This is a genomic window from Hymenobacter sp. BT188 (genome assembly GCF_014333585.1).
Taxonomy (GTDB): domain Bacteria; phylum Bacteroidota; class Bacteroidia; order Cytophagales; family Hymenobacteraceae; genus Hymenobacter.
Map to the genome: position 1 here is coordinate 26,896 of NZ_JACSCW010000008.1, position 13,343 is coordinate 40,238.

General features: G+C 54.1%; 8 protein-coding genes. 6 read left to right on the top strand and 2 right to left on the bottom strand.

All coding sequences use genetic code 11. The features are described 5' to 3' along the window. The first annotated feature begins 130 nt into the window (after positions 1–130). Both H8B13_RS18865 and H8B13_RS18870 read left to right on the top strand, forming a co-directional pair. A complete protein-coding gene (locus tag H8B13_RS18865) occupies positions 131–1,186 on the top strand; it encodes a family 43 glycosylhydrolase (protein ID WP_187312380.1) in 1,056 nt (351 codons plus the stop codon). Positions 1,187–1,323: 137 nt separating this feature from the next. Further along, positions 1,324–2,466: a cellulase family glycosylhydrolase gene (locus H8B13_RS18870; protein WP_187312381.1), complete on the top strand. Its 1,143-nt coding sequence runs from the start codon at positions 1,324–1,326 to the stop codon at positions 2,464–2,466. An 86-nt stretch (positions 2,467–2,552) separates the two neighbouring features. Here the strand turns inward: H8B13_RS18870 and H8B13_RS18875 are convergent, their stop codons facing one another. Both H8B13_RS18875 and galK read right to left on the bottom strand, forming a co-directional pair. Continuing rightward, a complete protein-coding gene (locus H8B13_RS18875; RefSeq protein ID WP_187312382.1) occupies positions 2,553–3,620 on the bottom strand; it encodes a UDP-glucose--hexose-1-phosphate uridylyltransferase in 1,068 nt (355 codons plus the stop codon). A gap of 41 nt (positions 3,621–3,661) precedes the next feature. Beyond that, on the bottom strand, positions 3,662–4,834 hold the full coding sequence (galK, locus tag H8B13_RS18880) for a galactokinase (RefSeq protein WP_187312383.1): 1,173 nt from the start codon (positions 4,832–4,834) through the stop codon (positions 3,662–3,664). Between the two features lie 743 nt (positions 4,835–5,577). On the opposite strand from galK, the gene H8B13_RS18885 reads away from it, so the two are divergent. The 4 genes from H8B13_RS18885 (at position 5,578) to H8B13_RS18900 (ending at position 13,187) form a co-directional block, all read left to right on the top strand. Further along, the gene (locus H8B13_RS18885; protein ID WP_187312384.1) at positions 5,578–8,667 is read left to right on the top strand and encodes a SusC/RagA family TonB-linked outer membrane protein; all 3,090 of its coding nucleotides are present in this window, start codon (positions 5,578–5,580) and stop codon (positions 8,665–8,667) included. 36 nt (positions 8,668–8,703) lie between these two features. After that, positions 8,704–10,272: a RagB/SusD family nutrient uptake outer membrane protein gene (locus H8B13_RS18890; RefSeq protein ID WP_187312385.1), complete on the top strand. Its 1,569-nt coding sequence runs from the start codon at positions 8,704–8,706 to the stop codon at positions 10,270–10,272. Positions 10,273–10,410: 138 nt separating this feature from the next. Beyond that, on the top strand, positions 10,411–11,475 hold the full coding sequence (locus H8B13_RS18895; protein WP_187312386.1) for a family 43 glycosylhydrolase: 1,065 nt from the start codon (positions 10,411–10,413) through the stop codon (positions 11,473–11,475). Positions 11,476–11,534: 59 nt separating this feature from the next. Beyond that, complete coding sequence (locus tag H8B13_RS18900) at positions 11,535–13,187, top strand: family 43 glycosylhydrolase (protein WP_261990469.1); 1,653 nt, start codon at positions 11,535–11,537, stop codon at positions 13,185–13,187. Positions 13,188–13,343: the final 156 nt, after the last annotated feature.

The window sequence follows — 13,343 nt, forward strand, 5'->3', positions numbered from 1 at the left end:
GGCCGTCATGCAGAGCGAAAGCGAAGCATCTCGCCCACTTCGTTGATTAGCATTACAACATCAGCACGCAAGATGCTTCGCTTTCGCTCTGCATGACGGCCTGGAACTTGACAGTTTACAACTGCATAGAATGAAAAAACTGCTGCTTTTATTGCTGCTCGGCTTTAGCGTAGGACCCGCTGCTTGGGCCCAAACGCCGGCTGCCTCCGATAACACCTTTACCAATCCGCTTTTGCCTTCCGGAGCCGATCCGTGGAGCATTTACAAAGACGGCTATTATTACTACACCAATACCACCGGCCGCAACATTACGCTCTGGAAAACCAAGTCGTTGAGCCAGCTAAAAAACGCGCCTAAAAAGGTAGTCTGGACGCCGCCTGCCACCGGCCCCAACTCCAAAGATATCTGGGCGCCGGAGCTACACTATCTGGGGGGCAAATGGTACCTGTACTACGCCGCCGACGCCGGTACCAACCAGACGCACCGGCTCTGGGTGCTCGAAAACTCCTCGCCCGATCCGATGGAAGGCACGTGGGTTGATAAAGGAAAAATCACAGACCCCACCGACAAATGGGCCATCGATGGCTCGGTATACGACCACAATGGGCAGCTGTATTTTGTGTGGTCGGGCTGGGAGGGCGATGTAAACGGCCGGCAGGAAATATACATCGCCAAGATGAAGAACCCCTGGACCATTGACGGGGAGCGGCACAAGCTATCCACGCCCGTTTTTCACTGGGAGCGCAACGGTGACTTAAATAACCCAAACGATCCGCCTCACGTGGATGTAAATGAGGGGCCGCAATTGCTGCGCCATGGCAAGAAAATCCATCTGATTTATTCCGCTAGCGGCTGCTGGACCGATACTTACGCGTTGGGCATGCTCTCCGCCTCCGCTACCAGCGACTTGCTCCAGCCCGGCTCCTGGACCAAAACTATCACGCCTGTTTTTCAACAGGCGCCCGTTGTTAAGGTGTATGCGCCGGGCCATAATTCCTTCTTCAAATCGCCGGACGGCACTGAAGACTGGATTCTCTACCACGCCAACGACGAGGCAGGCCAGGGCTGCGGTCGTTTCCGCACGCCCCGCGCCCAGAAATTTACCTGGAACGCCGATGATATGCCCAGCTTTGGGCAGCCCATTTCGACCGGAATACCCTTGCCCAGGCCCTCCGGTGAAAAGTAACGTTGCTAGCGAAGCCAATAAGCAGCAAGAAATGGACAACTGTACATATACTGTTGCCCCTGGCCAGCACTAGTAAATAGCCCCGAAGCCCTTGAAAACATTCTTATCCATCCACACTCTCCCCAAATTTTAAGCGCATGAAGAAAGCTCTGCTATTTATTCTGCTGTTGCTGGTGGCAACGCCTGACGTTCAGCTACAAGCACAAAATCGAAAAACCAAAGCGGCCAAAACGACCAAAGCTGCGGTTGGTACCCGTTGGACACCCGAAAAGGCCAATGCATGGTACAAAGCCCAGGATTGGATGTCGGGGGCCAATTTTACGCCCAGCACGGCCATCAACCAGCTCGAAATGTGGCAGGCTGCCACCTTCGATCCTGCTACCATTGATAAAGAACTAGGCTACGCCGAAAGTATTGGGTTCAATACCATGCGCGTGTTTTTGCATCACCTGGCCTGGGAGCAAGACCCGCAAGGATTTAAGAAGCGCATGGGTCAGTACCTGGACATTGCCGATAAGCATAAGATCAAGACCATGTTCGTGTTCTTTGATGACTGCTGGAACAAGGACTACAAAGCCGGTCCGCAACCCGCGCCCAAGCCCGGTATTCACAACTCCGGCTGGGTGCAGGACCCCGGCGGCGAGCCTACTTCTCAGGACTCGACCATGTTGCCAGTGTTGCAGAAGTACGTGACCGACGTGATGACGCAGTTCAAGAATGACAAGCGTATTCTGCTCTGGGACTTGTATAACGAGCCGGGCAACAGTAACCACAAGGAAAACTCTTTGCCGCTGGTGCGCAACGTATTCCGCTGGGCCCGCGCTGTCAACCCTGACCAGCCGCTGAGCGTGGGCCTTTGGGCCTGGGATTTTGAGAAGCTGAACACCTTTCAAGCCCTAAACTCCGATGTCATTACCTACCACTGCTACGACGATACGCCCGCCCACCAGCGCATCATTGAGATACTGGAAACCCACGGCCGGCCACTTATCTGCACCGAGTACATGGCCCGTATTCGCAACAGCCGGTTTGCCAACATTATGCCTTTGCTGAAAAAGCAGAACGTGGGAGCTATCAACTGGGGCTTGGTGGCAGGCAAAACGAACACCAAGTACCAGTGGGATACGCCTCTGGCCGACGGTAGTGAGCCAATTGAGTGGTTTCACGAAGTATTTCATCCCGATGGCACGCCCTACCGTCAGGACGAAGCGAGCGTGATTAAGAGACTCAACGCCGAAAAAGCCGATGCCGCCATTGAAGCAGCACTCAAGGCCAAATAGTTGTTTACTAGCCCATAAAAAAGCCCCCCAGAGTAGCTCTGGGGGGCTTTTTTATGTAGCAGCATCCGCTTGTCTCAACGATGTAGCTACTTGGCTTCCGTTCCAGACGCCGCCGTCTGCTTATAATGCACGGCGGGCAAACTGCGCAGGCGTTCGGCCGCAAACTCTGCGGTTACGTCGCGTTGGGGGTTGGCCAGCAGTTCGTAGCCTACCATAAACTTACGCACTGTGGCGGAGCGCAGCAGCGGCGGGTAGAAATGCATATGCAAGTGCCAGCTTTCGTGCGCTTGCCCGTCGGTAGGGCGCTGGTGCAGGCCGGCAGAGTAGGGGAAGGAAATCTGAAACAGGTTGTCGTAGCGAATCGTGAGCTGGCGCAGAATAGCAGCAAACGCGTCTTTCTCATCGCTGGTCAGCTGCTCAATGCTGGTTACGTGGCGCCGCGAAACGATCAGCGTCTCGTAGGGCCACACAGCCCAGAAGGGCACTAGCGCCACAAAGTGCTCGTTTTCGACCACCACCCGGGTTTTCTCCTGTAGCTCCACTTCCAGATAATTACTGAGCAAGCTGCGGCCGTGCTCAGCAAAGTAAGCGGCCTGCTGAACGGTTTCCTTTGCTGGGTCAGATGGCACCGTCCGCTGCGCCCAGATCTGGCCGTGCGGGTGCGGGTTGCTGGCACCCATCATCGCGCCCTTGTTCTCAAATATCTGCACGTAATTAATGTCCGGCCGGGCACCTAGCTCCACGTACTGCTCTACCCACAGATCCACCACACGCCGAATAGCGGGTTCGTCCATCTCCGGTAAGGTCAGATCGTGGCGGGGCGAAAAGCAGATAACACGCGCCACGCCCGATTCAGATTCGGCACGCAGCAGCCCGCCCACGGTTATCTCACCCACGGGTGCATCGGCTTGCAGTGCGGCAAAGTCGTTGGCAAATACGAATGTGCTATCGTAAGGCGGGTTCACAATGCCCCCCACGCGCGTGTTGCCAGGGCACAGGTAACAAGTCGGGTCGTAGGTAAGCCGCACATCGGCCGGGGTTTCTTCCTGCTGCCCTTGCCACGGCCGCTTCGAGCGGTGGGGCGACACCAGTATCCACTCACCCGTGAGCGGATTGTAGCGGCGGTGGGAGTGTTCGGCGGTATCAAATGGCATGGCAAGTAGCGATTGATGGTTAATAAATAAGCAGAGCGGCTCTATCTGCCTGCCTCTACGCTTTCTACCACTTCTACGCCGCTTACTATAGTAGCCTGGTAGGTTTCCAGAGTCAAATTTAGCTCCTGCTGATAGCCGGCTGTCATGTGCTCTACAAAGGCATCTACCTTGTCGGTTTCCACCAAGTTGATGGTGCAACCTCCAAAGCCGCCTCCCATCATACGGGCTCCCAATACGCCTGGAAGAGGTCGGGCTAACTCTACCAATACGTCCAACTCTTGGCAGCTTACCTCATACTTATCGCGTAGCCCGGCGTGCGAGCCGTACATTTCCTGACCAAAAGCCTGAAAATTGCCCCCCAGAAGGTGCAAACAGGCCGCTTCTACCCGCAGGTTTTCCTCTACCACATACGAGCAGCGACGATACAGCACATCGCCTAGTTCGGTCTGATGCTCTTTTAGTTGGGTCAGTGTAATATCGCGCAGACTGTGCACAGTAGGGTAGTATTGCTTGATCAGCGCCACACCCTGCTCGCATTCCTGGCGGCGGGTGTTATATTCAGAGCTAGCCAACGCGTGCTTTACGCCCGAGTTGCACAGAATCAGACGATAAGTGGTCGTATCAAAAGGAAAGTATTCGTAGTCGAGAGAGCGACAGTCCAGCCGCACGACGTGGCCGGCGCGCCCAAACAAACTAGCAAACTGATCCATCAGGCCGCTCTTCACGCCGGCAAACTCGTGCTCGGCTGCTTGCCCCATGTGGGCCAGCTCCAAGCGGTCAAATTTGTCCCCCAGCAGCTTATTCAAAGCAAAACCCAACCCGCATTCTATGGCTGCCGATGACGACATGCCTGCGCCCAGCGGAATATTGCCGCCGAATACACAATCGAAGCCTGGCACCACGAGGCCCTTCCTTTGCATCTGTGCCACAACGCCTTTCAGGTAATTCGCCCACTGAGTTTTGCCGGGCTTTACCTCTTCGGTCAGTGAAAAATCATGCGTCTCATTTAAGTCTTGCGCCACCAAGCGGGCAGTATCACTGCCGTTTAGTCCTACCGCAAAGTGAATCTCTTTATCTACTGCGGCAGGCAGTACAAAGCCACCATTATAATCAGTGTGCTCACCAATCAGATTTACCCGACCCGGAGCTCTCACCAAAAGCGGGGCGTACCCGAAGTGGTCTTGGAAGGCAGTAGTTATAGATTGAGACGACATAAAGGCATACAGCTAAAATGAACAAAAAAAGGGGAGGGGCAACAGTAAGGCTAAAGGTGAGAAACCCAGTTGTAAAACGCAAACGATTGCGCCTATTAGTCACTAATAGGTATGGATTATTGTTATCAGCTTGGAGTAAGGAAATGGATACGAAGAACACTCATTAGTAGGTGATAAACCAGTCTATGAGTCAGACAAATGACTCACTTTAATAATGATACATTGTTGATGTAATCATCTGTAAATGCAATAGTTAACTAAATAAATCGTGATTGAAAACGTAATTGGCGCTGCTGCTGAATTAGGTGTTTGACCTACTGAGTTATGAGCTGTACTGCATAAAATTCTTTCTAAACTCATGCTCTAATTCACACGCTAAAACGCACTGGATGCTACTTTATATAATGCAGGATTTCCTGACTATTGTTTTATGATTGAATTGTTCAGCTAATATAAATTGCATGATTTGTCTTGACATTAGTTTAATTTCCTGTTATCCTTACAACACTTAATCAGTTGGTTGAGAACTATAATGCCCCTTAGCGCGCATTTTCGCTCACTTTTCTTTGGCCACTACCAGTAGTATTTCAGTTCACCCCGAAGATTAGTTCTTCCTGGTTAACTGATTTTTTTAACAAACAGTCCGCAAACGTTTGCGCCAAATTGTAAGATTTGCTTGCCATTCATATGTGCTCCTATTCTCCTCTTCTGAACGAACACCTTCCTTATCCTACCCTTTCTCTATGAAAAAGACTGTACCCAAGCTGCGTTGGCTCGCCATTCCAGCGCTTATCTGCTACCTGCCCCTTACCGTAGCCGCCGAGGCTAACGCCGCGGCCAGCGTGCGTGCGGCACTGCCTTTAGCTGCAATAATCCAGGCCCCTGACGTAACCGTAACTGGTCGTGTAACGGATGAAAAAGGGGAGGGCCTGCCTGGTGTTAACGTAGTGGTAAAAGGCACTTCCAACGGCACCAGCACTGATGTTGACGGTCGGTATAGCATCACCGTGCCGGACAATGCAACATTGGTGGTATCCTACGTGGGCTATACGCCCCGGGAAATTGCCGTAGGTGGCCGCACTACCATTGATGTACCACTGGCCCCTGATGCACAGTCTCTTAGCGAGGTAGTGGTGGTGGGCTATCTTACTCAAAACCGCCAGGATGTGACGGGCTCGGTCGCATCAGTGAGTTCTGAGGATATTCGTCGGGCTCCGGTAGCTACCGTCAACGAGGCAATTCAGGGTCGTTTGCCGGGCGTTACCGTTACCAGCTCCGGTCAGCCAGGCCAGGCCTCTAACGTGAATGTTCGTGGTATTGGCACGCTGGGAGGTACCAGCAGCGGTCCATTGTATATCGTTGACGGACTATGGACTGATAATGTGCGTGACTTCAATCCGGCCGATGCTGAATCGGTGCAGGTGCTAAAAGATGCGGCTTCCCTAGCCGCGTATGGCTCGCGGGGGGCAAATGGCGTGGTAATCATCACGACGCGTAAAGGTCGTGCTGGTACTCCAGCTATTACATTCAATGGCTACACAGGAGTGCAGAACATTGCGAAACGCTACGACCTGATGGGCGCACAGGAGTGGGCAGCGGTGAATAATCTGGCATATGAGAATGCCGGTTTGCCACGCCAGCCTGCGTCCAGCCAGCTTACGGGCACCGATACTGACTGGCAAGATGAGCTGTTTCAAACGGGTCGAATCCAAGACTATAACCTTGGCTTCTCGGGCGGCAATGAGTCGTCGAACTTCCTGATTTCGGCTGGCTACTTCAACCAGAAAGGCACTATCGTAGGTCCTAAGTTTGAGCGCTATAGTCTGCGCCTTAACTCAGGCTTTAATCGTGGCCGTCTGCGTGTGGGCCAAAATGCCCTGCTTACCCGAGCCGATCAGGTGCGGGTAAACGGACTGCCCTTTATTGATGTCGTGCGGCTTCCCCCAACGCTGCCCGTCTTAGACCCTGCTAATCCAGGAGGCTTTGCGTTTGGTAATTCTAATAATAACACGTTCGGCACCAACCCCATCGCCAGCCAGGATTTGCTGCGCAGCACTGGCCTTTCTTACCGTTTACAAGGCAACATCTTCGGCGAGGTGTCCATATTTGACTTTCTGCGCTACCGGCTCAACTTAGCGACTGAGCTGCATAATTTTCGCGATGAAGACCGGCGTAAGTATGGGCAGCAGCGGCAGAATGACCCTCTGAACCCATCATTCCTGTTTCAAGGCAGAGGCAGTGAACTGTTCCTGATGGCGGAGAACACACTGACGTTTGACCGAAGCTTCGGCAACAATAATGTTACGGCGGTAGTGGGTTACTCGGAGCAGAAAAACACGTTCGAGATATCGCGCGCTACCAACCGCGGCTACGGCACTGGACCAACTTATTACTGGTCGTTAGATGCTGGCTCCCAGAACCCGGCCGTAAGTGGCAGCACCGATATCTGGACCAAGCGCTCCTATTTTGCTCAGGTAACCTACGATTATAACCAGCGCTACCTGCTCACAGGTGCTTATCGCCGCGATGGTTCTTCCCGTTTCAGTCCCGAAAATCTGTATGGAGACTTCTACGCTGCATCAGCTGGCTGGCGCGTTTCGGAGGAGGCTTTCTTCGATGGTATAACAGCTATCAGCAACCTGAAGGTGCGCGGTAGCTACGGACAGCTCGGTAACGATGGCTTGCCCGGCAACTACTTATATCAAGGGTTCATCAACCCCAACGTTAACTATCCTTTTGGAACAAGCCAGACGGTATTAAATGGTAACGCTCAAACACAATTGGCTAGTACGGGAATCAGATGGGAGACCAGAGCTACCACAAACATTGGTTTTGACATAGGGCTACTGGAAGACCGGTTTACGTTCTCTGCCGACTACTACGTATCGCGCACGAAAGATGCTCTAGTGGCTCCTGATCCGGCCTTTTTCCTGGGTAACGCAGGCATCAACCCTTATAGAAACTTGGGCCGCATTGAGAACCGAGGCTTTGAGTTTTTAGCCAGCTACAATGAGAACCGGAGCAAGTTCCGCTATGGCATTCAGGCCAACCTAAGCACATTGAAAAATAAAGTGCTGGAACTGACAGACGTGCCTGGGCAAGTATTCAACGCTGGCCCTGAGGGCGGCATTACCCGCACAGAAGTGGGTTATCCCGTTGGCTCGTTCTATCTGTACCAGTTCGATGGCATTTTCCAGACGGGAGACAACATTGCGAACAGTGCTCAGCCCGACGCTCAGCCCGGTGACGTACGCTACAAAGACCTCAACGGCGACGGCAGAATTACCGACGATGCTGATCGAGCGCATTCTGGTAGCCCTTTCCCCAAATTGCAGTATGGCGTTAACCTGACCTCTGGATATGGTGGGTTCGATCTGGCTGTGTTCTTCCAGGGAGTTTCGGGCAATGATGTGTGGAACGCCACGCGCTTCTGGACCGACCGTTTGGACGAGAATAGCGCCTATCGTAGCGACCTGAACCCCTGGACGATTACTAACCCTTCCACAACTACGCCTCGGCCGGTGAAAGAAGGTCCATCGGCTCGTAACAACAGCCGGGCAGCTTCCACGCGCTGGCTGGAAAGCGGCTCGTATATGCGCCTGAAAAACATCCAGCTTGGCTACACCATTCCGAAGGAGGTGCTTGAGCGCGTGAAAGGAATAAGCAGCGTGCGCGTGTACCTCACGGGCCAAAACGTATTCACCATTACTGACTATTCTGGCTATGACCCCGAAACAATCGGGGGCGGGGGCGGCGTGCTTACTCGTGGCCTAGATGAAGGCAGCTACCCGAATGTGCGCACCTTCACCGCAGGTATTCAGCTGGGTTTTTAGCCTAGGGCGTTTCCTCCAATTCTCAACTGATCAGACATGAATATTTCAAAACTCGGACTTTGCGCGCTGGCTGGCTCTCTGCTGCTGACTACAGCCTGCGAAAAAGATCTACTCGAACAAAATAACCCCAACATAGCCACTACTCAATCGTTCTGGCAAACCAGCGAAGATGCTGTTAAAGGGGTAAACGCTGTGTATAGCGGCCTGCAGCAACTCGGTACGTACCGTCGGTGGCTTCACTTTGCCCTCGACCTGCGCTCCGACGATGGTTTTAGCTCCAGCCCGTGGGGCGAGTTGGCCGACTTTACCAAGTTCCGGCAGGTGAACTACGACTTCGAGCCCTCGCGTGATATCTGGCGCGACCATTACCGGGCTATCAACCGGGCTAACCAAGTTATAACTTCGGTGCCGGGCATTACCATGAATGAAACCCTGAAAAAGCGCGTGATTGCGGAAGCTAGGTTTCTGCGGGCTCTGTATTACTATAATCTGGTGTCGTTGTATGGTAACGTGCCCTTGGCTCTGGAGCCGTCTACGGTAACGTACCGGCCTGCGCAGGGCACAGAAGCTCAGGTGTGGGACCAGGTTATTGCCGATTTGCAGGCCGCCGAGCCTGACCTGGAGGTCTCTTACACAGGCAGTGATGTTGGACGTGCTACCCGTGGGGCGGCGGCTACCTTGCTGGGCAAAGTATATATGCAGCTGCGTCGCTGGCCCGATGCATCCACTCAGTTCCAGAAGGTAATATCCAATACGAGCTACAGCTTAGTGCCCAATTATCAGGATAACTTTAAGCATACAACCGAATACAATTCGGAGTCTATTTTTGAAGTTGGCTTCTCAGACGTGAACTTGGGGGGCAATGATGGCGACGACGCCAGCTCATCGGAAGGTGGTCAACGCTCGCAGTTCTGGGGCGTGCCCGGCGACGGATTTACGGATGGAGAGGCGCGGCCTTGGGTGCGCGATGAGTTTCTGACAGAAGCAACGGCCGCTGGCACTCGCGACCCACGCCTCGAAGCGACCTTTTTCTATAACCCCCAGCTCACTCCAAACACTATTCCCCGTGGTGCCGAGCCCATGGTATATGGTGAGCCGTTCAATACCCGATTTGCCCCCGGCAGCACTAACAACTCGCGCATTTACTGGCGTAAGTATTCCACCGATTACTACCGTACTTTCGAGAACTTCGACTCACCCATCAATCACCGGGTGATGCGCTTCGCCGACGTGCTGTTGTTACAAGCTGAAGCATTGAATGAGCAAGGGCAGACTGCTGCTGCTATTCCGCTTATCAATCGGGTGCGGGCACGGGCAGGCATGACGCCACTGGTAGCCGGCAGCTTCACGCAGGCTAGCTTGCGTACCCGCATTATGCACGAGCGGGTAACAGAGCTCACCGGAGAAGGTCTGCGCTGGTTTGACTTGAAGCGCTGGGGTGTAGTAGATCCGCAGCCCGGCATCGACCAGACAGCGGCGCTCAATGCCGCCAGACAGCGCGACCCTGACTTTACCAGCTTTGAGCTGAACAAGTCACGATTGATACCCATCCTGCGTACCGATGTAGACGTAGCTCGCCTCACGCAGAACCCGGGGTGGCAATAAGCGCCAGCTTAGTCAATTGTAGCGTAACAGCCGCTCCGGCCCAGGTCGGGGCGGCTGTTACAGTTGGCGGGCCTGCCAACTGTTCACCGCGCAACTGGGTTTAGCGTATTACCAGTATCCATTACTAACATTCAACTTATGCTTCCCAACTTGCTTCGCCGCCTTCTGAGTAGTGTACTGTTATTGGGGCTGGTAGCTTGTGAAAAAGACAAGCCGCAGAATTCTGTTCCGCAGCCTACTCCTAGCGTTGATGCTATTACTTTCCAAAATCCCGTACTGTCCTCTGGCCCCGACCCGTGGGTAACGGAGAAAGGCGGATTTTACTACTACATGCACACCACGGGCAACAACCTACGGCTGTGGAAAACGGCGAAGATGTCGGAGTTGGGGTCGGCAACGAGTAAGGTAATCTGGACGCCATCGGCTACCGGTGGCACTTCGCGAGACATTTGGGCCCCCGAAATTCACTTCTTGGACGGCAAGTGGTACGTGTATTTCACGGCCGGCCCTGGTAATTGCTGCGGCGGACAGCGGCTGTGGGTACTGGAAAACGACGCGGCCGATCCGACTATAGGCACTTGGGTAGAGAAAGGCCAGATTGCGGTGCCCAATCAGGATCTGTGGGCCATTGATGCGACCATTCTGGAGCAGAACAACAAACGCTACCTGCTATGGTCCGGGCAAGAGGCTGGCTCGGTGGAGCAGCGCTTGTACATTGCTCCCATGAGCAACCCGTGGACTATAACCGGCCCGCGGGCGGAACTGAGCCGACCTGAGTACCCGTGGGAACGAAACGGGGAGCCTAAGGTGAACGAAGGTCCTCAGGTACTGAAGCGTAACAATAAGACCTTCATCGTATACTCGGCCAGCCACTGCAATACCGACGATTATGCCCTCGGCCTACTCTCTACCAGCAGCACCGCCGACCCAATGATTCCAACTTCCTGGACGAAATCGGCTACACCCGTCTTTACCAAAGATCCTGCGGACCGGGCATATGGGCCGGGCCACAATAGCTTCTTTAAGTCGAAAAACGGCCAGGAGGACTGGATTCTGTACCACGCCAACGCGGGTCCTAACCAAGGCTGCGGCGACGCCCGTAGTCCGCGCATGCAGAAGTTTACCTGGAACGCGGATGATACGCCCAACTTCGGAACCCCAGAGCCCATTGGGGTTCAACTACCGGAGCCGGGCGGCGAGTAATTCTGAAAATGCCCCCCAGCATGTCTCCACCAATTAAAATATTTGTAGCTCTCTCCTTTATGACACTTAAAAAGTCTACAAATCTGGTTTTTGGGCTGGTCCTCAGCTTGCTGGGCGCCTGCCAGCAAAAAGCCTCCACTGTTGTCAGCACTCCGACGACTAATACGGCCGAAACCCGAGCTGAAGCCGATGTGCCCGCGTTAAACATCGTCAATCCGGTGTTGGCCGGCGACTTTCCTGACCCATCGATTACTAAGGTTGGCGACACTTATTGGGCCACGGCTACTTCTTCTAATTGGGGGCCGGTGTTTCCCTTGCTGAAATCGACTAACCTAACTAATTGGGAGTTGGCAGGGCATGTGTTTCCTAACGAGTTGCCCGAGTGGGCCGATTATTACTTCTGGGCGCCGGAGATCAGTCAGGAAGGCAACAAAACATACATCTACTACACCGCTCACCAGAAGGGCGGCAACCTAGCCGTAGGCATCGCCAGCGCCGATAGCCCTGAGGGCCCATACCGTGACCACGGGCCCATAGTAGGGCAGGAGGTAGGCTCCATCGATGGGTTTCCGATGCGCGATGAGAAAGGTAAGCTGTATCTGATCTGGAAGGAGGACGGTAATAGTCGCAACTTACCGACGCCCATTTGGGCCCAACGCCTCAACGAGGAACATACGGCGCTGATCGGCGAAAAAACGGAGCTGTTTCGCAATACGTCGCCCTGGGAAGGCAACCTAGTAGAGGGCGTGGCCATGGTGAAACACAATGACTATTACTACGCCTTCTATGCCGGCAACGGCTGCTGCGGCCACACCTGTACCTACGGCATTGGCGTGGCCCGATCTAAGAACCTGCTCGGCCCCTGGGAGAAGTACGACAAGAATCCTATCCTGACCAAGAATGAGAAGTGGGCCTGTCCTGGTCATGGCACCGTTTTCAACCGCGGCAACCGTTGGTACATGCTGCACCACGCCTACGATACGCGCAGCTTCGAGTTTGTGGGCCGGCAGGGCGTGATAAGCGAATTCACCTGGACTGCCGATGGATGGCCTAAGTTTCGCCCTGATGGCGCTGTGGCCGCCAGCGCGGATCCCGCCCCTACGCCCCGCAACCTAAACGATGAATTTGACCAACCCACGCTGTTGCCGACCTGGCAGTGGCCCGTGGAAGAACGGCCCACGGTAGCTCTGCGCGACGGAAAGCTGCAGCTCACGGCCCGGCCTCAGCACAGCGGCGCCGTACTCGGCCAGCACACCACCACCGCCGACTACACGGCAACCACTACGCTGCTCAACCCCAGCAAGCTACCAACTGGCACCATAGCTGGCCTGGCTGCCCACGGCGACCCGGAAAACACGCTGGCCCTCACTGCTGGCAACGGAAAAGTGCAGCTCTGGCAACTGGAAAAGAGTAAGCAGAAAACCTTGAGCGAAGTAAAAATGCCCCCCACCACTGCCCTTACCATGCGTATGCAGGCCCAAGGCGGCAATCAGTTCCGCTTTGACTGGAGCACCGACGGCGGCAAAACCTGGCAAGCCATGCCTGGCATGAGTACGCCCATCAACGGTACTTACCTGCCGCCCTGGGATCGGGGCGTGCGGGCCGGCTTGCTGGCTAAAGGTCCGGCCACAGCCACCGTGGCTTTCGAAAACTTTATCCTGCAAAATCAGCCCGTAGTTGCCAAAGCCACTGATGCTAAAGGGGCTAAATAAAAGTTGCACCGCCAGTCGCCTTCACGAGGTACTTCGCCGTCAATTTGTTCTGATCGGATAGTTGAAACAGGTGACGTATGGTACTTGCCAGCATGATATAGAATTTCTAATTGTACGGATTCTGGTACAATAGTAAATAAGTCGCCTAGGAATGGA